Source organism: Leptospira jelokensis, from assembly GCF_004769635.1.
Lineage (GTDB): Bacteria > Spirochaetota > Leptospiria > Leptospirales > Leptospiraceae > Leptospira_A > Leptospira_A jelokensis.
Genome location: NZ_RQGH01000026.1, coordinates 786,597 through 807,229 on the forward strand (window position 1 = coordinate 786,597; position 20,633 = coordinate 807,229).

The window sequence follows — 20,633 nt, forward strand, 5'->3', positions numbered from 1 at the left end:
TTATTTTTTAATTAAAAAAGTTTTGAATTGGTTTTTGGGATCACTCCATTCAATCACATGATCCTTAACCTTTGCCTTAGTAGGTCCACGTTGCATTGCACGGTATAAATCTTCGATAAAGAGTTTGTCTCCTTCAACTACGGCTTCAACTTCCCCATTTGGCAAGTTTTGTGTATAACCTTTGAGTCTCATTTCTTGGGCTTTTTGTAAGATATAATACCGAAATCCCACACCCTGTACGGTTCCCCGCACTAAAATTCTTGCTCTCGCTTCTTCTGATTTTCCCAAAGATTGTCTCCTACAATTACCTTATGTGGTTTTTACATTCTCTGCAATGTAATTTTGAATGGCTGATTTAAAAAGAGGAACAAACTTTTCGTAAACGGGTCGTTTGAAATCAATCACAGCTTGGATTGTTTCCTCAATCTCCATATGGCGAATGGTCAAAAACTCTTGTTCATGGTGGACCAAATCACACTCATCCAAAGCACCATCCCAATAAAACAAAATCCACCGTTGTAATTGTCCCCGAAACTTTTGAAGATGGGAGTTGAGTCCCAAGGAACTGGGGAAATCGTATGGGATCCAATCAGGATATTCCGTTACATAAATTGCCTTTTTGATTCCTAGTTCTTCGTATAATTCTCGTTTAGCGGCTTCAAGATAATCTTCTTCTTCGTCAATGCCGCCTTGTGGAAATTGCCAAGATCCAGGAAATTGGATCCTTTCACCAACAATGACCATTCCCTTAGAGTTAAAAACTACCATTCCTACATTTTTGCGGTAGGGTTTGTCTGTCATAATCGTTAGTATGTCTTTCTCTTTCATTTTCGCAAGAAATTCCTTAATTTTTTGTTTCTCGGGAAATCCGTGGTTCCAATCTTGGGATTAGGAGATAGTATGAAGATCATTTTGGTTCGTCACGGTGAGGCTGAGAACTCTACCTCTACCATTTCCGATACGCAAAGGGAACTCACAGACAAAGGGAAAAGTGATATTCATAAAATTGGAAAGTTCATCAAAAACTCGTCATTATCTGTCAAACAAGTGTATTACAGCCCTTACACTCGAACCAAACACACAGCAGAAATCCTTTCAGAAGAACTAAAGTACGAAGGTGACATGGTTGCTTCAGATGATTTGGCTGCAGGAAGGGGTTGCTCCGATATCATTTCGTGTCTTGTCAACTTTTCAAACTCCGATACAGTTTTGTTAGTTGGTCATAATCCAGATATCACATATTTTGCCGCAAAACTACTAGGGAATACCAGCGTTGCAGAAAATTTAGTTTTCCAACCCGGATCTACAATTGCCATCAACGTCGCTCGAGAAAAATTTGACCACGGCCAAATCATTTGGGCCATTTCACCGGACAATCTCGGAATTTAATTTGAATCAAAGTCTAAAACCAGTAAGGCTTGACCAAGTATGTAAGGCCAGGTTTTTGGACTTCATAACACGGGGTGTAGCGCAGCGGTAGCGCACTTGTCTGGGGGGCAAGGGGTCGCCGGTTCAAATCCGGTCACTCCGAAGTGAAAATGTTGTGATTCAAAAAACCCAGCAGGCTTGAGCACAAACCTGCCGGTAGAAAATTCAGGATGGTGAGATGAAAAAATAAAACTTAAGAAGGTTTGTTGTCTTTGCCTTCTTTCACTTTGTCGAGATACTTCACAACATTATCTCTTAGTTCTTCAATGCGAACGATTCCCCAAGCAACACCCATTTTCACTTTGAGGGCTTTGTCACTTGTATCACTTTCGCCTTGTTCTTTCAGTTTTTGAAAGTTGGTTTCAAATTGGCTTTTTTTCTCGTTAAGGTCTACCACCAGTTTCTCCCAAACTTCTTTGGAAGTTTTGACAGCACCGATTCCGGCATTCACGATATCTTGTAGTTTGTTTTCCACGTTGCTCATCGGATTGACCCCTTCTCCATCCATTATTTTGCACTGCACAATAATGTCGAGAAAGAATTTTGTGGAGGAAAGCGAAATCTTAGGGTAAACTACCGAAATGCACCTGACTTTCCCTAGGCATTTTTTCCTTATTTTTGCAGTCCTAACTGTTTTGGCCAATTGTGGAGGCCAAATCCAAGAAAAACCCATCGCTGGTTGTGAACGAATTTCAGGCACACCTGGGCCAGAAGACTTCGATCTCATCCGAGAAACATCCACTGTGATCGTTTCCTCTCATGAAAGGCGAAATGGATTAAAAGACATTGGTGCCTTATATGAAATTTCCTTTGCCAATCCCAAAGAAAAGTTGGAAGCCAAAAAAATTGAAACCAATTACCCAGAAAATTTCCGTCCACATGGAATCAGTTATGCGAAAGTAAAAGGCGTGGATACACTCGCTGTGATTTCGCACACACTCCAAGACGAAATCCCGCACACACTTGAAATTTTCGAACGATCCAAATCAGGGAAATGGACTCATACCAAAACTTTGAGTGATCCATCCCTTACAAGTCCAAACGATGTTTTTATGACCGAGTCGGGAGAAATATTTTCATCCAATGATAACGGGACAAGCAATGCACTTCGCAAGTATTGGGACATGATCATTCGCAGTGGAAGGGCCGACGTTTCTTATTATGATGGAAAAACATTCCAAACCTTGGGTGTTCCAGTGATGCTCGGCAATGGAATTTACATTCGTAAAAATGGAAACCAAGAACTCCTATACCGCTCTGTTTTTTCTGAAAAGGCAATCCGAGTGTATGAAGTGAACCGAGTGAACGGTAAAATCAATTTAACTTATTTGGAATCGATTTCGATTGGTGCTGGTCCGGATAATATCTTGGAAGATGAATCTGGCATGTTATGGCTTGCAGCACATGATTCCACATACAAATTCATTCGCCATGTGATGAACCGAAATAACTTAGCACCCACACGTGTATTCAAAATCAATCCCAATACAAAAGAAGTAACGGAAGTGTATGCCAATGAAGGTGCGGAAATTTCGGCAGGTAGCACTGGACTGGTATACAAAGACAAACTACTGATCTCACAAGTGTTTGAAGATTTCCTTTTGGTTTGCCCAAGGCCTTAAATAAAAATGTCTAACATGCATAATACGATGGTGAAATCTTTGCTATCGTATTTTGTATATAGGGATTGGCTTGAACATACCCTAAAACCATTCGAAAAAAGATACACTCCCATCGTTTCTAATGGATATCATTGTGATGGATCAAAAAAGAATCTTTAAATCAATGGAAATGCAATGGCTTTAGAAGGTGATGCAAACATTCAATCATTTTCTTCTTCCAAAGAATGGAAGGATTGGCTTAGGAAAAATTTTTCCTCCAAAGATGATGGAATCTGGCTTCGAATTTATAAAAAGGACTCAGGAATCAAAACGATTACTTATGAGGAAGCTCTAGACGAAGCCCTCTGTTTTGGTTGGATTGATAGCCAGAAAAAGACTTATGATGAAACATCGTGGATCCAAAAATTCACTCCCCGTAGGGCAAAAAGCATTTGGTCGAAACGGAACCGAGAGAAAGTCGAAACATTGATCCAAGAAAAACGAATGCAGCCAAATGGATTAAAGGAAATGGAGGCCGCAATAAAAGATGGGCGGTGGGAAAAAGCCTATGAGTCTCAAAGTAAAATGGAAATGCCAAAAGATTTTTTGGTACGATTGAAAAAGAATAAAAAAGCCTATGAATTCTTTCAATCCCTCAATAAATCAAACCATTTTGCGATGGCTTGGCGATTGCAAACAGCGAAAAAACCGGAAACAAGAGAAAAACGAATGAACCAACTTTTGGAAATGATGGAAAACCAACAAAAAATACATTAAATGGATTTGCTTTCATTGAAAAATTCCACAAAATAAATGTTATGTGAATAAATGCAAACCAAAACATAAAATGAAGAAAATAAATAACCTTTTTATATTAATTACTTTGTTTGTCAGTATATTGGAATGCTCGGATCCAAAACTATCTCAAAATTCAAAAATTTCTGATCATCAAGAATGTGTTGTATTGATTCATGGTTTCCTTAGGTCTTCCAATCACTTAAAACATTTAAAGAATTTTCTAATTGAGAACGGATATTATGTTGTGTCAATCGATTATGAATCAACCTCGATGTCCATTCCGGAAATTGCAGATTCCTATCTTTCAAATCTCACTGTCCATTGCCAAAATCAAAAAATTCATTTCGTCACACATTCACTTGGCGGAATACTACTTCGATCTTATTTAAAGAGAAATCAAATCAAACATCTTGGAAAAATTGTTATGTTAGCTCCACCTAACAAAGGAAGTGAAGTGGCCGATTTTTTGTCCAAATTTAAATTGATAAATTCAATGCTTGGACCTGTCGTGTCCCAACTGAAAACAGATCAAAACAGTTATGTGAATTCATTAGGACTGCCAAATTTTCAATTTGGAATCATAATGGGAAACTTAACGTTAGATCCTATTTCCTCTTATTTGATTCCAGGAGATGATGACGGAAAGGTTTCGATTGAAAATTCAAAATTAGAAAATATGAGCGATTTCCTTTTAGTGGAAAGGACTCACAATTTTATCGTGGATGCGCCAGAAGTGAAGCAGGCGATTTTAAACTATTTCAAAACAGGTAAGTTTCAGAATTAAGACTTACTTGGCTGAATTTCATTTGCGCATTGGACTTTTAGCCAAAGACCGACCTACAAACGCGCAAGCGATGGCATCCCAAGAGTCGTCGTGGCCTTTTAAGTCTTTAAATCCCAAAATCATTTGGATCGCCGCCCGAACCTCTTTTTTGGTGGCATTGCCTTTGGCAGAAATTCCTTTTTTGATCTGAGTGGCAGTGAGTGACACCATCGGAATTTGATTTTCACCCAAAGTGAGTAAAATCACACCACGAGATTCGGATACCTTCATCCCTGTGGTTGTGTTTTGTACGAAAAAAAGTTCTTCGACTGCTGCACATTCCGGTTGGTATACGGTGAGGATTCCCTGGAGTTCGGACCGAATTTGTAATAGATTGTCGGGAGAGGGGGTCTTTGGTGCCACTTCGATCGTGCCATAAGCCAAAAGTTCTGGGTTTCGGCGCATTCCTTCGGGAAAGGACAAAATGGCATACCCAACTCGGTGGGACCCTGGATCAATTCCGATGATTTTCAATCATTTATTTCCTAATTCGAATCTTAAGGACATTTTTGGCAGGCCCAACCCAAAACCTAGTCTAAAAATGAAAATGACAGGGTACTTTCCTTCCGTATAGTGGAAGAAAACCACCCGCAGGAACGTTAAACACATGACCGCAACGGCAGTGAAACTCGAAAAATCCCAGGCGGAGAAGGCATTGAACGCCCAAGCCGCCCTCCTCAATGAAGTTACCAAACGACTCGCACAGAAAAATTCCGACAACGGTAAAGTTTCCATCAGCAAAATGGACAAAACGCAACATGTGTTTTACCAACTTGCTTGGATGACAGCGCAACAACGTGTAGCTGAAAACTTTATCGTCTATGCTTGGGATGCTTCCAAAGGAACTGGTGAATTGGAACAGAAAATGGCACTTACCTTTGTTGCTGAAACTGTTTCTAACATTCGTTCTGAACTCGCAGCGCGTCCTGCTGAATACGAACTTACCTACCAAGAATTATTCTCTAAACTGTTTTCTGACGAAATCAATGGTTTCGTGGAAGCAGCTTCCAAGATGGAAAACTATGAGGCCATAGTAGACAAGATCGTTGATCTTGGTCACTTCGGTGCTTACGGACTTTCCGAAGACCATGAAAATTTCCGTGGAATTTTCAAAGACTTCGCTGAGAACGTTGTTGTCCCTCATGCAGAACACGTTCACAGACATGATGATCTAATCCCACAAGAGATCATCAATGGCCTTCGTGATATGGGATGTTTTGGACTTTGTATCCCAGAACAGTTTGGTGGGATCCAACCAAACGATCGTCCAGACAACATCTCCATGTTAGTGGTAACGGAAGAACTTTCACGTGGTTCCCTTGGAGCTGCCGGTTCTCTTATCACACGTCCTGAAATTATGTCCAAGGCCCTCCTCAAAGGGGGAACCGAAGAACAAAAAAACAAATGGTTACCACTGCTTGCTTCTGGTGAAAAATTTGCCGGGATCATGGTAACAGAACCAAACTATGGTTCCGATGTAGCGGGAGTTTCTGTCACTGCAAAAGAAGTGGAAGGTGGATTCGTCATCAATGGTGTGAAAACTTGGTGTACATTTGCTGGGTATGCAAACCTACTTCTCATCCTTTGCCGCACAGAAGCAGACCCAAGTTTGAAACATAGAGGTCTCTCTATCCTACTTGCTGAAAAACCATCCTTCGAAGGTCACGAGTTCAGTTACAAACAAGAAGGTGGTGGTTCCATCCAAGGAAAAGCAATTGGAACGATTGGTTACCGTGGAATGCACTCCTACGAAGTTTCTTTTGAAGACTATTTTGTTCCAAAAGAAAATTTACTTGGTGGTGACGCTGGTCGTGGAAAAGGTTTTTACTTCCAAATGGAAGGGTTTGCAGGTGGAAGGATCCAAACTGCAGCTCGTGCCAATGGTGTGATGCAAGCGGCTCTTGAAGCTGCACTTCGTTACTCACAAGAAAGAAAAGTATTCGCAAAACCTATTTACGATTATACGTTAACAAAGTTCAAAATTGCGAAGATGGCGATGATCACACAAGCAACTCGCCAATACACAAACTATGTAGCAACACTACTCGATGACCACAAAGGCCAAATGGAAGCAACACTTGTAAAATTGTATGCATCCAAAATTGCTGAGTGGGTCACTCGTGAAGCAATGCAAATTCATGGTGGTATGGGTTATGCGGAAGAGTATCCAGTATCACGATATTTTGTAGATGCTCGTGTGTTCTCAATCTTTGAAGGTGCAGAAGAAGTAATGGCCCTTCGCGTTGTCGCAAAAGACCTTCTTGACCAAGCACTTGCATCGTAAAACCAATAGTTCATTATCGAAAAGTTCCTCTTTTCGATAATGAAGCAAAAAATTTTGTTAGTATGTAATGAAGCATACGACAAAATCCACTAAAAAGCCCGAGAAATCGGGCTTTTTTTATCTCTAAATCTAAAATCAAAAAGCATAATGTTCTTTCCAACGAATTGCTAAAAGTCTAACCTATGGCTTGAGAACTTATCTCTGTTATATGAAGTTACGATTCTTATTTTATTTTTTATTTCTGTTGTTTTTGCAAGTGTCATGTAAAACACCAATGCCAGAACTTAGTTCGGAAGCAAAACTTTCCAAAAGCAAAACGATTTCCATTCGATGGACAACAACGGATCCCGTCCTTGCGAAAGTGTTTCTAGATGTATTCCCAGTTCCACCAGCTGTTTTATTAGATGACCAGGTCAATGTTGCAGACCTATCAACTGTTCTCTTACCTCCACCAGACCCAAACGATGCTCCAATCATCCAAAAACCGAAACCAATGAATCCGAATGAACTACCTCGTTGGGACAGAGGATTTGAATTAACAAATATTGACAACTTAACGCTTGTCATCCGAAATGAAAGCCAAAGACCATTCAAAAGTATTGGAATCAGTTTGTTGGCTCTCACGATGATGTATTATGGTACGATGGAAACCGAAGCGGAACTTGTATGGACGTCAGGGGAAAACAATTTACACCGAATTTCCTTTTTAGCAACACAGGAAACCATTTGGGCACCGATGCCATTTTATATTGGTACGGGTTCGAGTATTGTTGCACCCATTCTCAATTCCAACAGGTATCCTTCTCATTTACAAAAATATTGTATCCAAGAGAAACCAACCAAACTCAGAGAATCGATGGAACAATCGATAACTGAAAATTGTAAAGAATACGAAATATTTTTAAGAAGATTGTTTTTACAAAATTATGAAGCCATCCATCTACAACTCACGCAATGGGAAAAACGAAACCAAGATTGGTTCCAACCATAATTTATGTTTAAAATCTGTATCAAAATTGAATCGAATTCGATGCCAAAAAAAAATCCATTTTTCCATTCCAAATGAATTATAAAATTCTCGTCCTATCCATCTCTATCGTTTGTCTATTCATCGTTCCGACAAATAAAGTCCATTCCATCACTATCCCAAAAGAAAATTGGAGTGTTGTTTTGTATGGCGGAATCTTTACCACTACGGATTTAATTCCCATTGTCTTTCGTCAAAAAACTGATTATAAAGAATCATATATTGGAACCATTGGAATCAGCCGGCCACTTGAATACCGCATTCGCTGGTTTGATTTTTTATGGGAAACAAATGTTACCAAACATTTTGGCGAAATGAAACATTGGGAAGTGAATGCTTTTTATATCGTAAAAATCAATCGCATTTATGATTCCCCATTCAGTCTGTCACTGGGTGAAGGTATGTCTTTGGCTTCAGAGAACCCACGATTGGAAAATAAAGCGAAAGGTTATTATTTAGAAACTGGTCTACAAAAAGATGCCATCGAATCCAGAGCACTTTTGAATTATATGATGGTCGAAGTGAGTTCATATCTTCCCTTTGAACGGAAAACAGAAGTTTTTTTGCGAATCCACCACAGGTCTGGAATCTTTGGACTGTATTGTCCACCTGATCCCAATTGTGGTTCTAATTTTGTTTCTTATGGATTCAGGACTTCCTTTTGACGCCATTTGATTTCGTTCAAAAGGCAAAACAATTCTCAATGGATATCAAAAGTTTTTACAATGAAATGAGAAAAGGTTTATCGATTTAGTTTGATCAGTTCCCACAAATTCAATGGATTCCATTGAATTTATAGGACACTTACTTTTAGCGATTTTTTAAAATTAGTTACCTGTGTTTGTCGTCACTGGTTCCTTGATCCAGTCATACTTTGCATCTTTGTGTTTCCCTTGTTCCACTAAAGATTTTAAGTTTAATAGGGTTTCGTAAGGAGTGTCCGTAAGTACCATATTGATGACGGATTGCGGAACAGATCCACCTGGTTCAAAATGGGCTTGGTATTCGATTTTAGTTTTCCCATTCGCAAGTGGAATCAGTTTCCAATACCCTTCAAAAGCAGGCATACGAGTGACTCCAGAAGGAGTTGCCTTCGCATTTGAATCCAATCGTCTCATCTTCATGGTGGTCGTAAGTGTTTTTTCATTCTGTTCGAAACTTCGATCCATGATCACATCACGGTCGTTCACTGGCCAAGGAGCACCATTGCGTAAATACACTGAGGATTTTTTTTCACTACCTGAAAGAACTGTCAGTTCCTTACATTGGTGGTATAAATTCTTACATGATTGTGGGTCTACAAGCAATGCAATGATTTGTGAAATGGAAGCATCTACTTCTGTTTTTCCTAAAAACTCTTCGATATTGGAACCTGCCACTGGTCTTGTCAGAATTTGGATTCCTTTTTTTCGTTTTGATTCAGACCATTCTGTAGCTTCTGAAAAAAGTGGAAGTACGTTTGTGATTAGGAAACATCCTAAAAGGAATTTGAGTGCTGTCTGTTTTTTGATCATGGTTACCTGCCTATTTGCGCGTGTATGAGTGGTCTTACTGTTTCTGCAAAGAATAATGAGGTTGAAGAAGGTGGTAACAAGTTCAATCCATTTTTTCTTCCTAGATTATTCACTGCAAGGATTGCCATGTAATTCCGATTTTTATCAAGCCATGGGAAAAATCCATTGATACCGATACTATGGGATACCAAGTCTTTATCACATTCGGAAGGTACATCGGTCACAGTGCAAAACCTCCAGTTGCCTAAACCATATTGCCAGCGGTACCCAAAGGCCGAGAATTGGGAGTACCCAATCCTTGCTCCATTGTACTGGTCGGCTAAAATTTCTGTCACTGAGTTAGATGTCAAAAACGTGTTCACGTTTGCTCCCGAAGAATTTTTTGCAGTGCCATTCGTAAGCAGGGCATTGAGCATACCAGCATAATGAGATGGAGAAATGGAAAGTCCATAGGCTCCTGACAAACTGCCATCGGTATCCTCACCCGTTCTAAAATTCCCTCGCCACACTGCCTGGCTTGCGTCCCAACCAAGTGGTGTCACGATGAGTTGTGTGAATAAGGTATCCCAAGTTTTATTGCATGCAACTTCTAACATTCGTTGTGCGACTGCCATATGGTTGGAATTGTATTGGTAAAGTGCTCCCGGTGTCCCTGTGGATTGGTCGCGAATTTCATTCACACAATTATTTTTTTGGGTGTCTGAGGCTCCTAGAGGCAATGTAGAAATACAACTCGCTTGCCCAGATCCATTCCCACCACCAGCATTGAGACCAGAGGTAAAGGAGAGTAACTGTCGTAAGGTGACGTTCGCATAAGTGCCTGTCCAACCCAAAACTTGTGCTGTCGTGCGAGATAGAGTGATTGCACCAGCGACGGCACCATTATTACATGAACCTGCTGTTACTGTCCCACAGGTTCCTGCAGACCCAGCATTACAATCAATCGCACGCATGGCTGTAACCGCGGTGACCCATTTGGAACCTGATGCAATTGGTTTGTAAGTGTTATAGTCAAGGACTGACTGTCTGGCATAAATCCTAGATCCATTTTGGTCATACACTTGGAAACTTGCACCCTCGTCAGTTGTTTTCACGTATTGGTCAAAACAGGTATCCAAACTAAAACAAGATCCGAGAATCCCAGCAAATAAAATAGAACGGGCTTCCTTGTTTGTTTCTACGGATTTTTGGCATTGGACGAAAAGGACAAAAAGGCTAAAGGTGACAAATAGTGTGAATCGATTTGTTTTCATACAAATTCTCCTTAAAAACGAATTGGTTCGAGAGTGATGATTTTGCCTGTTTTTTCTAAATCACAGGAAGCAAACTCTGGTAAAAGGAGAGCATCTCTGGCGACTCCCCCAACAGTTGTTAGTCCATCATAAATACTTCCCAAGGCAACGGCACCTTTTGTGCGAATGTCTGATTCACATTGTAAAACAGATGATTCCATAAAAGATTCATCATCTTCGATTTTGGATGTGAAGGAAAAAAGAGTTTTTGCTAAAAATCCATTGATGATGAGCAGGGGAGAAATCGGTCCTTGGCCTCCTTTCATACCTGATTGTGCCAACCAAAATGCGGATGCGGTTGCTTCTGCTTCTAAGATGGCATCTGAAATTCTTTTTTTTGCTTCAGAGCCTTTGACGGCACCATAGGTAGGAATTCCGATCCCTTCCGTGATCATACAATTTGTAAAAAAGGATAAGAAAAGAATGGATAAAATGATTTGTTTCATAGAATACTGAACCTCATAACCAAATGAAAAATTGGGAACAAACATACCTTCAATACCAACCTCGAATCCCCGAACCGGAATTGATGGAAGAACCCAACCAAGTTGTTTCTTATGCGAATGCCGATTTTGAATCGGCACATTCGATGATCATGAATCTGTTTCAAAATAGGTTACCTCTTAAATTTTCGCCACACTCAGTGTTAGACTTAGGATCGGGACCTGGAGATATGTCTTCTCGGTTGTTCCAAATGTTTCCCAATGCAAATTTCACCTTTCTCGATGGCTCCAAATTAATGTTAGATTTTTGTGAGAAGCGCCTTTCTACTTTCGATCTGAAAAAAAGAAACAATAAAATGGTTTTTAAAAACGAACTTGTCCAAGAGTTTGTTCCCGAATCCAGTTATGAACTAGTGTTCTCAAATTCTCTTTTGCATCACGTACACAATCCTTACGAATTTTGGTCTGCCATCCAAAGGTCTATCGATGATGATAGTTTTACTTTTGTTTGTGACTTATTAAGACCCAATTCCATTTCAGAAGCACATCATCTTGTCGAGCGTTATGCGAAGAATGAATCCGAGATTCTAAAAAATGATTTTTTGAATAGCTTACTTGCTGCTTTTCGATTGGATGAAGTGACGGAGATGATCTCAAACATCCGAATGAATCATAAACTCAATGTAGAAATCATTTCAGATCGGCATTGGATTTGTTATTCTAAACCTAAGTAACCGGTTTAGAGCGAAACCATTTTGATCGAATGGAATAACCAATCAGAGATTACTTTTGGAATTGGTTTACGGCAATAAGAGCACTCATTCACATCTACTTCGGGAAGGGGAGCACCACAATTCTCACAAGAAAGTTCAGAAAATCCAATGGATTTTGGCCTTTCCTTAGGCAAAACCAAACGAATGTGTGAGCGCCGGTGTTCTGGTACAAGGCCTTTTTTCCTTGCGACACTCCAACGAATTTCACAGGTCATTTCTGGTACTAGATGATTTTCGTATTTCACAAGATGGCATGACCCTACTACTGGCGAATGCATTGGTTCTTTCCCAGGTTCTCCTAATTCTGAATTTGTTTCATTTGTGCTTTCTCTTTTTAAGATTTGGCTTCCTTGTATGGATTGGAAATGGAGCCACTTCCAAAAAATAGTAGTTGCCCGATCTTCTAATATTTGTTTTGCGACGTTTTCTGGTAAGGATTTGAGTTTTGGATTCTTAGCCGAATCCCACTCGACAGTTTGGGTGATTTCAGTTAATACCCAATCCGCTTCACCCGAATTAAAAATCCCACCACAATACTCACATTTATTGGTACTATGAGAAAACTTTGCCGATGCTCCACAACTTGGGCATAAATCATGAATCAAATCGATTTTTGGTTTGGTAACTGTATTTACCTTTCTTGTATACGAATGGATTTCTTCATAAGTGGAAAATTTTATATGATCTAAATTTTTCTGGATATCTAATTCAGATGTTTGTTTGGCAAAGGTATTGTCTTTTGTTTTACACTTTAGTTTAAGGTGTAATGTCAAATAATCAGATTCGATCGAAAAATCGATAATTTGAACCGATAACACTGAAAAGTCTTTCATTCGATTCACTTCTCCATCTACATCCTTCATTAAGTGGAGTTGGATAAAGAACCTTTGGAAGACCGCTGCTGAGAGAAAATTGCGAACGGGTTCCATATCTCCATTGTTCCAAGCGAGAACAGTTTTTTCCGTAATCGTTGTTACTTTTTCTTTGAAGAGATTGAAATCAAAGTTCACATCGAATTTTTTAATTTCTGAGACAAAGGATTTAAAAGTTTGTTTTTCTCTTTTTTGTTTTTTCTTTCGTTTCCATACATAAAGACCGGTGAGTCCAATCAGGACGAAAAAAATCCCGATAGAGAACAAATATCCTGTATGGTTTCCCGATCCTGGGGAATGCATAAATGCATTTAATACTGCATAATAAATCAATAATGGATTATAAGTGATCTCCTTGTTTTTTTCTCTCATCCGAAGAGAAACAGCATATTGGGAAGGAAGTGGATTTTGCCAAAGGATTGTAAATCCATCAGTCTCCCATTTTGGTTGGACTGGGATAAAAAGGGATGACTTGTCTAACAAATCAGAACAATAGTCGCAAGCAGTGAAAACCAATTCTAATTCGGTGAGGTTTGGTTCACAAGTTTCTTCGCATAACACTCGCAAGGAAAACGAATCTAGTTCTAAATTCTCACTTCTTTCTAATTTTGTAATTCGAATCCAACGTTCGATTCCATTCTCCATCCGATTCGAACCTTCCCCAAGTGTATGATACGAGAACTGATAGTTCTTTTTCTCGTTTGGCCCATCACTTCCCTCTGAAAGGGACACACTAAAGAGATGCCAAAAGTAAGTGGTGAGTCCTTCAAAACCATAGGAAATTTGAAATGCCGGCATCCAAAATTGGTTCCACGTTGATTCGCCAGACTCATGAAATCGATTGAGTCCTAGTTGGAATTGCAACTGGTCAAGGTTTGGGTTTTTATTTGGGATTTGGATTTTGGAAGAATAAAAATGAGAACCGTTTGCTTTCAGTGTAACTGTTTCTTCTAGCGTATAAACACTGTCATGCGAATTTGAATGATTGGAAATATTTTTCTCTGAGGATTGATTTGGGATTTGGTTTAGCATACCAATGACAATTAAATCGGCAGACTCGTCCTTTTCTTTGGTTTGGTAAAAAAAATGGAAATCCTCGAATGAAACTGGTATGCTAATCCTCTCGTATTCTAAAAGGGAAGAATTGAATACTTCTTTTTGGATTCGTAAATCTTTCGAAAAAGAATTGGGATCCCAACGTAAATCCAATTGGAAAGGTTCGGAGGCATGGTTTGTTTTCGTTATTCTCCAATTCACGAGAGATAGTTTTCCCAGAGGAACAAAGGCTTCTTTGATTTTGTAACTAACACTGATGTCCATTTCTGGATTCTGTTCGTTGTTTGACCAAAATAGTGTTAATGTACCAGCGTTATGCGAAGAATAAATTGATTCGGGCAAAATCACTAAATCTGAGATCTCAGCTTCTTTCTGGATTAAAATGGAAGGCCGCCGAATTCCAATTTTGGATTGGTCTTTAAGGACGTGGAAAGTTTCTTTTACGTCGGCGCTTCCGTCTTCATGGAAATGGATGGATATCGTATGATTTTTGGTTTCAAAGTAGGAAGTGGGTTCTGGGCCACTAGAAGTTGAATAGGATGAAGAAGAATCTTTTGATTTTGAAGACGAAGAACTTGAGGAAGAGGAAGGTTTGTAACTTGAATAGGAGGAGCGACTGCTACTCGAACTGGAGCTAGAAGAGCGATAGGAATTTCCCATCCCAGGCCTTGCCTCCAGGGAATTCAGCCAAAAGACAAGTAGGGAAAGGAGAGTGAAAATGTTACGCAAGGTATTTTTTTTCCACGCGCACTTTGTCCATCGGGCTGATTTTCAATTCTTTGGCTAAGTCCTCTAAAAATTGAATTTCCGCTTGGTTTAAAGATCCATCGGAAGCAACGATACAAACCGCATCTTCAAAAAAATTCAACGCATATTCATCACTATCTGCGACAACCTTAGAAATCGTTTTCATCGGTAAGGGATTATCGAACGTTTTGGAAAGAATGTCTAGGACTTGTTTTTTTTGGGTTTGGAACCCACTGAGCAAACAATCAGGTTCAAACAGGACATTCACAAGTTCTCCCACAATTTCCCCTTCTTTTTTTTTGAATTGGCCATCCGCATTACAAGCATAGGACCATAAACTCAAAAGAACTTTTGCATATTCGATATGGAGGTCACTTTCAATATCGAGGGTTTTGTGGATGGTTTCTGGGTGACTCTTTTTATTTCCCTTAACCTGTTTCAAATTTTGAACGATTTTCTTAGCCATAACAAACAGGAAGTTTAAGGGCATTCATACTTCCTTCAACTTCATTTTTTTACTCTTTTCTTGATTTTTCTCAAAAATAGGCTGAATTGGAAAATCCCAATTGGAAACTGGAACTAATCTATGTCGAAACACATCTTAGTTACAAGTGCTTTGCCTTATGCAAACGGCTCCATCCATTTGGGCCATATTTTAGAGGCTGTCCAAACAGATATTTGGGTGCGATTCCAAAAGTTGATTGGAAATGAATGTTATTTTTTCTGTGCGGATGATACACACGGAACACCCATCATGATTGCTGCCAAAAAAGCAGGCAAAACCCCTGAGTCCATGATTGAGGAGGTGCAAAAGGAACATTATAAGGATCTAACATCCTTTGGTGTTGAGTATGATAACTATTACACAACCAACTCGGAAGAGAACCGAAAGTTCTCAGAATCCATTTACTTAACCCTTAAAAAAAATGGACATATTGTTTCTCGGAACATCGAACAGTCGTATTGCGAACACGATAAAATGTTTTTACCAGACAGGTTCATCAAAGGGACTTGCCCAAAATGTGGAGCAAAAGACCAGTATGGAGATTCCTGCGAAGTCTGTGGAACAAGTTATTCGCCAAAAGATCTAAAAGATTCTTATTGCTCAATCTGCGGAACCACACCTGTTCTTAAAGAATCAAAACATTTATTTTTTAAACTCCAAGATTTCCAAAACCAACTTAAAACTTGGATGGAAGAAGGGAACCGATTGAATGAGGGTGCCCAAAAGAAACTTCAAGAATGGTTTACTTCCGGACTTCAGGAATGGGATATCAGTCGTGATGGACCTTACTTCGGTTTTGCGATCCCAGAAGAGGAAAACAAATATTTTTATGTATGGCTTGATGCACCAATTGGTTACATGGCATCTTCTTTAAACCATCTCAAAGATGAAAAAAAATTCAATGAGTTTTGGAAAGATGGAAAAGGAGAAATTGTCCACTTCATCGGTAAGGACATTTTGTACTTCCACGGATTGTTTTGGCCAGCGATGTTAATGGGTTCTGGTTACAAAGCACCGAGCCAACTGAATGTGCACGGTTTCTTAACCGTCAATGGGGAGAAGATGTCCAAGTCTCGTGGGACATTTATCAATGCTTCCACATTTGCAAAATACTTAGATGTGGAACATTTTCGTTTTTACATGGCATGCAGATTGGGTTCTGGAATGGAGGACGTTGACATATCCTTTGATGATTTTGTGTCCAGAGTGAACTCTGATTTGATTGGGAACTTGGTGAATTTAGTTTCTCGAGTTTCAACTTCCATACTTGATAAAATGGATCGAAAACTGGGAAGTTTGTCTAGCGAAGGGAAATCTTTGGTGACTGAACTCCTAAACAAAGAAGTCGAAATTCGAGAAGCGTATGAGTCACGTAACTATTCTAAGGTGATGAGGGAAATTACGGGCCTCGGTGACAAAGTCAATAAATATGTGAATGACTACGCTCCTTGGAACTTAATCAAAACGGATGTAGAAAAAGCAAGAGAGGTTGTCACAACATCTCTCAATTGTGCAAAAATCCTTTTTACGTATCTGGCACCAGTGACCCCAAAAATTGCAAAGGCAATCACAGAGTTATTCCAGATTCCAGTATTGAGTTTTATGAATTTAACAGAGACCATAGAGAACAGAGTCCTTGGTCCCTACCAAATGTTATCCAAACGTGTGGAGGAAAAAAATATTACAGTTATGATCGCGGAAACAAAAGAATCATTCGAAAAATCCAACCCTAACCAATCAAAAGCGGAACCATCCAAGTCCAATACGAACGAGACAAAGTCGGCAACCGTTTCAGAGGATGGCTACATCACAATTGACGAACTTTCAAAAGTGGAACTTCGGGTGGGTCTCATCAAAGAAGCAAACCCCGTGGAGGGGGCTGACAAACTTTTGTTTGTAAAAGTAGATTTAGGAGAAAAAGGGATCAAAAACGTATTTGCAGGCATCAAAGCAAGTTACACAGCGGAAGAACTCGTAGGTAAAAAAGTTGTCGTCGTGGCCAATTTGAAACCTCGCCAAATGAAGTTTGGATTGTCGGAAGCAATGTTACTTGCTTCAGGGAAAGACAAAACCTTATCATTGTTTGTGCCTGACCGCGATGCAAATCCAGGTGACCTTTTGAAATAAAAAAAAATGGCAACAAAGTCAGAACAAATTTTAAGAGAAAAAGAAATCGAAGGGATTAAGTTTAGTCTCTATGGCAAAATGTTTGTTTTTGGACTTTTAACAATTGTTACCTTCTTTGTCGCCCAAACACTTTTTGAATTATTTACCATAAGTGCGATAGCGATTTTATTAAATATTGTTTTGTACATTCTTTCCAAATTTTTGAAACAAGGAAAGTTTGTGGCATTTGTGGGATTGTTTTGTGTAGTGATTGATTTGTTCATTGTTACCGTATTGCCATTTATATGGTACAATGCAGTTGGTGGAGAATTACAAGTTCCACGAACGTATCTCATCAAAACCTACATACACTTTATCATCGCTGGAACATTGATTATGAATGCATTTAGTATCCAACCAATGTATCCAATGTTGTATGCGTTGGGAGTTGTGATTAGCCAAGCTGGGATTTTGGTTTATGCCCAACAAGATCCTCGGTTTGTCACAACGGAAAACTTTAAAGAAGCCGTACTTGGTCCAGCAGCACATGTCAATAATTACATCACCTCAATGGCAATCATCGGGGTGCTTGGATTCTTTTTAGCATACCTTACTTATCGTGTTAGGCGAACCGTACTTTCGGCCGTGACAAATGAAGTAAAGATGAACCAACTTACCCGTTATTTTTCACCGAACGTAGTAGACGAACTGGACCAAGCAGGCGAAGATTTTTTTAAACCAGGTGGAAAGGAATCTACGGTTGCCGTTTTGTTTTGTGATATCGCCAATTTTACTCAGATTTCCGAATCCTTGGGACCTGAAAAAACAATGGCCCTTTTATCTGAATACCATAACTTTATGTTGGATATTGTTTTTCAAAACCATGGAACACTCGATAAATTCATTGGTGATGGAATGATGGTAACCTTTGGTACTCCTACTACTTCCCCAGATGATGCCACAAATTCTGTAAAAGCTGGAATTGCCATGTTGCAGGCATTAGCTGAATGGAATCAAAAAAGAGAATTAAAAGGCGAACAAGCAATCGCCATCCGAATAGGAATTCATTTTGGTTCTGTCATCGTAGGCAATGTTGGAGTGGAGAAACGTTTGGAATACACTGTCATCGGTGATACAGTCAATGCGGCAAGTCGCCTTGAAGCATTAGGTAAAGAGTTAAAACGGAATTTTTTAATCTCAAGAGAATTGTTTGATCAAATTCGTTCGGAGTTAAAACAAAATTTAAAGATAAAAACTTTGGGAACCCTTTCCCTCCGTGGCAAAACTAAAACCACAGAAATTATAGGAATTGAGGTCCCCACATGATCCCCATTCCAAAAGAAAAGGACATTGTATTCTTAACAAAACCTAACTTTTTATCTCACGATGTCTCCATACAAATTCTATCTTCCATAGAAACAGAGAAACTGATTCAGAATTTCGATTTTACACTGAATCAATTGTATGTGGATTGTGATGAGGATTGTTTTTTGGTCATTTCTAATTCTAAAGAGAATGTCACTAAACAATTGTTATGGGAAAATGGCAAACTCATGTTTACCAAAGAACAATTGGAGACTTTTTTACAGACCATGCCTACACTGGTACCATTTTTGGCTCAAGATACGACGGGAAAGGATCTGATGCTTGCTTGGGGGAAAAACGAAAGTTTACGCAATGCGATAGAAACTGGAAACGGAACTTACTTCAGCCGGTCTCGGAATGGAAAATGGGTGAAGGGTGAAGAGTCTGGTCATTTTCAGAAATTAAAACAGATTTATGTTCACTTTGATCCTTTTTTCATACAGTATGTCACAGATCAAATTGGGGCAGCCTGTCACACGGGGTATTATTCCTGTTTTTTTCGAGAGCTTGGTCGGAACGATTCGGTTTCATTCGTCTATTCTAATAAAGTGGGGGAGTCGCTTTGAATCGCATGATCGTCATTGCCATCGTAATTATCGCAGTTTTATTTATCATTTACCAACTGAGAAATGCTTCGGGTATGAACCAAACACAACTCAAAGAGAGAATTGATTCAGGTGCACTCGTTGTTGATGTTCGTACGGTTGCAGAATTTAATGTGGGTCATTACCCCAATGCTAAAAACATTCCCGTTGATGAAGTTGCAAAGCGAATGGATGAGTTTGGTGATAAAAACCAAACCATCATTCTGTATTGTGCTTCTGGTGGAAGGAGTGGGAGTGCAAAATCCTTTTTAGAATCCATCGGCTTCAAACAAGTGATCAATGCCGGTGGACTTTCAAATATGCCAAATCCTTAATTGGATTTGGCAACCTTTCCAAAAACACTAAATTCGTTTGCGTTTCATATAGAGTTGTAATCCAGTGACTGCCTCTTTTTTCACTTTGTTGCCAAGAGCAGGCCACCAGCCGAGTAGATACCCAACGGGCCCCATTGCCATTCCCAGCCATTTCCACATGGAAAAATGATCCCTGTGTTGGATGATCTTTCCATCCTTGAAACTAAACCTTGCATGGATCTTATTTTGGATTAGGCGTCCTGTTTTGCTAAAACTATAATCAGCTTCCCAATCTGCTGAACCTTCTGTTTCATTTGCTTTGATATTGGAAAACCGAATGGTTAGGTTTTGGCTTCTTTCCAATAACATAAGCCACATGGCTCCCACTTCTTTTCCTTTTAATTTCCCAAACGCAGGGTCTTCAAATTGAATCTCTGGATGGTAAACGGATACCATGGATTGCCCATCTTTATTCTGGAAGGCAGTGTAAAACTTTTGGATCAACTCTTCATTTGCATTCATTGTGGAAAAGATTATGATTGATCCTTTGGGCACATAGCAAGAAAAAAAGCTATGAATCGGATTCTACTTTTTGCTTTTGGTACGAGTTTTTTACTCATTGGACTTGTTGTTTTATTTTTAGCTGTTGGTTATTTCCAAGATCCTAAATTCCATAAAGAGACAAGTGAATGGCTAAAAGCAGAACCAGAAGACATTTGGCATTATATCACTGACATCAATGACCTTCCGAATCGGAGAAAAGAAGTTGTTGCCATTCAAATTTTGGAACTAAGGCCAGATGGAACTCCCACAAAATGGAAGGAAACACCAGATATGGGTGGGTATATGATTTTTGAACTGAGAGAATCCATTCCCAATCGCAAATGGAAAATCGAACTGACAGATGCCAATTTTAAAATGCGTGGTTCGTGGACCTATGTATTGGAACCGAAAATCCCTGGAACCTTAGTGATCATCACCGAAGATTCGGAGATCACAAGCATCCCAGTGAGAGGTGCGTATTATTTAGCCGGCCGTGATGCCACCTTACAAAAAGAGATGGAATTAATTCGCAACCGGTTTAGCGGACGTTAGGGGAAA

The 20,633-nt window shown here is 39.4% G+C and carries 23 protein-coding genes and 1 tRNA gene; 14 read left to right on the plus strand and 10 right to left on the minus strand.

Features of this window, described 5'->3' with window-relative positions:
- Entirely contained in the window at nucleotides 1-288 is a 288-nt protein-coding gene (locus EHQ62_RS13685) for an acylphosphatase (protein WP_015677089.1), read from the minus strand.
- 21 nt (nucleotides 289-309) lie between these two features.
- Nucleotides 310-828: an RNA pyrophosphohydrolase gene (locus EHQ62_RS13690; protein WP_135643621.1), complete on the minus strand. Its 519-nt coding sequence runs from the start codon at nucleotides 826-828 to the stop codon at nucleotides 310-312.
- A gap of 72 nt (nucleotides 829-900) precedes the next feature.
- Here EHQ62_RS13690 and sixA point away from each other — a divergent pair, with 72 nt between their 5' ends.
- Nucleotides 901-1,389 (plus strand): phosphohistidine phosphatase SixA, encoded by a 489-nt coding sequence (gene sixA / locus EHQ62_RS13695; protein ID WP_135643623.1) that lies wholly within the window; start codon nucleotides 901-903, stop codon nucleotides 1,387-1,389.
- A gap of 70 nt (nucleotides 1,390-1,459) precedes the next feature.
- A tRNA-Pro gene (locus EHQ62_RS13700) sits at nucleotides 1,460-1,531 on the plus strand.
- 90 nt (nucleotides 1,532-1,621) lie between these two features.
- Here the strand turns inward: EHQ62_RS13700 and EHQ62_RS13705 are convergent.
- Nucleotides 1,622-1,912, minus strand: coding sequence for an LIMLP_16025 family protein (locus EHQ62_RS13705; RefSeq protein WP_039928576.1), 291 nt, complete (start codon nucleotides 1,910-1,912; stop codon nucleotides 1,622-1,624).
- A gap of 97 nt (nucleotides 1,913-2,009) precedes the next feature.
- Between EHQ62_RS13705 and EHQ62_RS13710 the strand changes: the two genes are divergently transcribed.
- From EHQ62_RS13710 to EHQ62_RS13720, 3 genes are all read left to right on the plus strand, one after another.
- Entirely contained in the window at nucleotides 2,010-3,050 is a 1,041-nt protein-coding gene (locus EHQ62_RS13710) for an arylesterase (protein ID WP_135643625.1), read from the plus strand.
- Between the two features lie 174 nt (nucleotides 3,051-3,224).
- Entirely contained in the window at nucleotides 3,225-3,806 is a 582-nt protein-coding gene (locus tag EHQ62_RS13715) for a YdeI/OmpD-associated family protein (protein WP_135643627.1), read from the plus strand.
- Between the two features lie 70 nt (nucleotides 3,807-3,876).
- A complete protein-coding gene (locus tag EHQ62_RS13720) occupies nucleotides 3,877-4,611 on the plus strand; it encodes an esterase/lipase family protein (RefSeq protein WP_135643629.1) in 735 nt (244 codons plus the stop codon).
- A gap of 18 nt (nucleotides 4,612-4,629) precedes the next feature.
- On the opposite strand, the gene EHQ62_RS13725 is transcribed toward EHQ62_RS13720, so the two are convergent.
- The gene (locus EHQ62_RS13725) at nucleotides 4,630-5,124 is read right to left on the minus strand and encodes a crossover junction endodeoxyribonuclease RuvC (protein WP_135643630.1); all 495 of its coding nucleotides are present in this window, start codon (nucleotides 5,122-5,124) and stop codon (nucleotides 4,630-4,632) included.
- A 133-nt stretch (nucleotides 5,125-5,257) separates the two neighbouring features.
- Between EHQ62_RS13725 and EHQ62_RS13730 the strand changes: the two genes are divergently transcribed.
- The 3 genes from EHQ62_RS13730 to EHQ62_RS13740 all read left to right on the plus strand — a co-directional run bounded on the left by EHQ62_RS13730 (nucleotide 5,258) and on the right by EHQ62_RS13740 (nucleotide 8,626).
- Nucleotides 5,258-6,934, plus strand: coding sequence for an acyl-CoA dehydrogenase family protein (locus EHQ62_RS13730; protein ID WP_135643632.1), 1,677 nt, complete (start codon nucleotides 5,258-5,260; stop codon nucleotides 6,932-6,934).
- A 208-nt stretch (nucleotides 6,935-7,142) separates the two neighbouring features.
- On the plus strand, nucleotides 7,143-7,925 hold the full coding sequence (locus tag EHQ62_RS13735; protein ID WP_208720682.1) for a hypothetical protein: 783 nt from the start codon (nucleotides 7,143-7,145) through the stop codon (nucleotides 7,923-7,925).
- A 71-nt stretch (nucleotides 7,926-7,996) separates the two neighbouring features.
- Nucleotides 7,997-8,626 carry a hypothetical protein gene (locus EHQ62_RS13740; protein WP_135643636.1) on the plus strand — a complete coding sequence of 210 codons (630 nt, stop codon included), beginning with the start codon at nucleotides 7,997-7,999 and terminating at the stop codon, nucleotides 8,624-8,626.
- 162 nt (nucleotides 8,627-8,788) lie between these two features.
- On the opposite strand, the gene EHQ62_RS13745 is transcribed toward EHQ62_RS13740, so the two are convergent.
- The 3 genes from EHQ62_RS13745 to EHQ62_RS13755 are packed head-to-tail and all read right to left on the minus strand — an operon-like array spanning nucleotide 8,789 to nucleotide 11,213.
- Nucleotides 8,789-9,475, minus strand: coding sequence for an START domain-containing protein (locus EHQ62_RS13745; RefSeq protein ID WP_135643638.1), 687 nt, complete (start codon nucleotides 9,473-9,475; stop codon nucleotides 8,789-8,791).
- A 2-nt stretch (nucleotides 9,476-9,477) separates the two neighbouring features.
- Nucleotides 9,478-10,728, minus strand: coding sequence for a serine hydrolase domain-containing protein (locus EHQ62_RS13750; protein WP_135643640.1), 1,251 nt, complete (start codon nucleotides 10,726-10,728; stop codon nucleotides 9,478-9,480).
- 11 nt (nucleotides 10,729-10,739) lie between these two features.
- A complete protein-coding gene (locus EHQ62_RS13755; RefSeq protein WP_135643642.1) occupies nucleotides 10,740-11,213 on the minus strand; it encodes a TIGR04452 family lipoprotein in 474 nt (157 codons plus the stop codon).
- Nucleotides 11,214-11,236: 23 nt separating this feature from the next.
- Between EHQ62_RS13755 and EHQ62_RS13760 the strand changes: the two genes are divergently transcribed.
- Nucleotides 11,237-11,944 (plus strand): class I SAM-dependent methyltransferase, encoded by a 708-nt coding sequence (locus EHQ62_RS13760; protein WP_135643644.1) that lies wholly within the window; start codon nucleotides 11,237-11,239, stop codon nucleotides 11,942-11,944.
- Nucleotides 11,945-11,949: 5 nt separating this feature from the next.
- Here the strand turns inward: EHQ62_RS13760 and EHQ62_RS13765 are convergent, their stop codons facing one another.
- Together EHQ62_RS13765 and EHQ62_RS13770 are read right to left on the minus strand one after the other, a co-directional pair.
- Nucleotides 11,950-14,640 carry a TIM44-like domain-containing protein gene (locus EHQ62_RS13765; RefSeq protein ID WP_135643646.1) on the minus strand — a complete coding sequence of 897 codons (2,691 nt, stop codon included), beginning with the start codon at nucleotides 14,638-14,640 and terminating at the stop codon, nucleotides 11,950-11,952.
- Nucleotides 14,633-15,124, minus strand: coding sequence for a tellurite resistance TerB family protein (locus tag EHQ62_RS13770; RefSeq protein WP_208720697.1), 492 nt, complete (start codon nucleotides 15,122-15,124; stop codon nucleotides 14,633-14,635). Before EHQ62_RS13770 ends, EHQ62_RS13765 begins: the two co-directional genes overlap by 8 nt.
- Before the next feature lie 120 nt (nucleotides 15,125-15,244).
- Between EHQ62_RS13770 and metG the strand changes: the two genes are divergently transcribed.
- From metG to EHQ62_RS13790, 4 genes are read left to right on the plus strand one after another with little or no spacing between them, the layout of a single operon-like run.
- Entirely contained in the window at nucleotides 15,245-17,290 is a 2,046-nt protein-coding gene (gene metG / locus EHQ62_RS13775) for a methionine--tRNA ligase (RefSeq protein ID WP_135643649.1), read from the plus strand.
- 6 nt (nucleotides 17,291-17,296) lie between these two features.
- A complete protein-coding gene (locus EHQ62_RS13780; protein ID WP_135643651.1) occupies nucleotides 17,297-18,595 on the plus strand; it encodes an adenylate/guanylate cyclase domain-containing protein in 1,299 nt (432 codons plus the stop codon).
- Nucleotides 18,592-19,200 (plus strand): phosphoribosyl-AMP cyclohydrolase, encoded by a 609-nt coding sequence (locus EHQ62_RS13785; RefSeq protein WP_135643653.1) that lies wholly within the window; start codon nucleotides 18,592-18,594, stop codon nucleotides 19,198-19,200. Before EHQ62_RS13780 ends, EHQ62_RS13785 begins: the two co-directional genes overlap by 4 nt.
- Nucleotides 19,197-19,553 (plus strand): rhodanese-like domain-containing protein, encoded by a 357-nt coding sequence (locus tag EHQ62_RS13790; RefSeq protein WP_135643655.1) that lies wholly within the window; start codon nucleotides 19,197-19,199, stop codon nucleotides 19,551-19,553. The genes EHQ62_RS13785 and EHQ62_RS13790 overlap by 4 nt, the downstream gene beginning before the upstream one ends.
- A gap of 27 nt (nucleotides 19,554-19,580) precedes the next feature.
- Here the strand turns inward: EHQ62_RS13790 and EHQ62_RS13795 are convergent, their stop codons facing one another.
- Nucleotides 19,581-20,054: a nuclear transport factor 2 family protein gene (locus EHQ62_RS13795; protein WP_135643657.1), complete on the minus strand. Its 474-nt coding sequence runs from the start codon at nucleotides 20,052-20,054 to the stop codon at nucleotides 19,581-19,583.
- A gap of 51 nt (nucleotides 20,055-20,105) precedes the next feature.
- On the opposite strand from EHQ62_RS13795, the gene EHQ62_RS13800 reads away from it, so the two are divergent.
- Entirely contained in the window at nucleotides 20,106-20,627 is a 522-nt protein-coding gene (locus tag EHQ62_RS13800; protein ID WP_135643659.1) for an SRPBCC family protein, read from the plus strand.
- The last annotated feature ends 6 nt before the right edge of the window (nucleotides 20,628-20,633 follow it).

Bases quoted from the DNA above. Each gene is read 5' to 3' on its own strand.
- EHQ62_RS13690 (WP_135643621.1), bottom strand. From the start codon at position 828: ATGAAAGAGAAAGACATACTAACGATTATGACAGACAAACCCTACCGC.
- sixA (WP_135643623.1), top strand. From the start codon at position 901: ATGAAGATCATTTTGGTTCGTCACGGTGAGGCTGAGAACTCTACCTCT.
- EHQ62_RS13705 (WP_039928576.1), bottom strand. From the start codon at position 1,912: ATGAGCAACGTGGAAAACAAACTACAAGATATCGTGAATGCCGGAATC.
- EHQ62_RS13710 (WP_135643625.1), top strand. From the start codon at position 2,010: ATGCACCTGACTTTCCCTAGGCATTTTTTCCTTATTTTTGCAGTCCTA.
- EHQ62_RS13715 (WP_135643627.1), top strand. From the start codon at position 3,225: ATGGCTTTAGAAGGTGATGCAAACATTCAATCATTTTCTTCTTCCAAA.
- EHQ62_RS13720 (WP_135643629.1), top strand. From the start codon at position 3,877: ATGAAGAAAATAAATAACCTTTTTATATTAATTACTTTGTTTGTCAGT.
- EHQ62_RS13730 (WP_135643632.1), top strand. From the start codon at position 5,258: ATGACCGCAACGGCAGTGAAACTCGAAAAATCCCAGGCGGAGAAGGCA.
- EHQ62_RS13735 (WP_208720682.1), top strand. From the start codon at position 7,143: ATGAAGTTACGATTCTTATTTTATTTTTTATTTCTGTTGTTTTTGCAA.
- EHQ62_RS13740 (WP_135643636.1), top strand. From the start codon at position 7,997: ATGAATTATAAAATTCTCGTCCTATCCATCTCTATCGTTTGTCTATTC.
- EHQ62_RS13745 (WP_135643638.1), bottom strand. From the start codon at position 9,475: ATGATCAAAAAACAGACAGCACTCAAATTCCTTTTAGGATGTTTCCTA.
- EHQ62_RS13750 (WP_135643640.1), bottom strand. From the start codon at position 10,728: ATGAAAACAAATCGATTCACACTATTTGTCACCTTTAGCCTTTTTGTC.
- EHQ62_RS13755 (WP_135643642.1), bottom strand. From the start codon at position 11,213: ATGAAACAAATCATTTTATCCATTCTTTTCTTATCCTTTTTTACAAAT.
- EHQ62_RS13760 (WP_135643644.1), top strand. From the start codon at position 11,237: ATGAAAAATTGGGAACAAACATACCTTCAATACCAACCTCGAATCCCC.
- EHQ62_RS13770 (WP_208720697.1), bottom strand. From the start codon at position 15,124: ATGGCTAAGAAAATCGTTCAAAATTTGAAACAGGTTAAGGGAAATAAA.
- metG (WP_135643649.1), top strand. From the start codon at position 15,245: ATGTCGAAACACATCTTAGTTACAAGTGCTTTGCCTTATGCAAACGGC.
- EHQ62_RS13780 (WP_135643651.1), top strand. From the start codon at position 17,297: ATGGCAACAAAGTCAGAACAAATTTTAAGAGAAAAAGAAATCGAAGGG.
- EHQ62_RS13785 (WP_135643653.1), top strand. From the start codon at position 18,592: ATGATCCCCATTCCAAAAGAAAAGGACATTGTATTCTTAACAAAACCT.
- EHQ62_RS13795 (WP_135643657.1), bottom strand. From the start codon at position 20,054: ATGAATGCAAATGAAGAGTTGATCCAAAAGTTTTACACTGCCTTCCAG.
- EHQ62_RS13800 (WP_135643659.1), top strand. From the start codon at position 20,106: ATGAATCGGATTCTACTTTTTGCTTTTGGTACGAGTTTTTTACTCATT.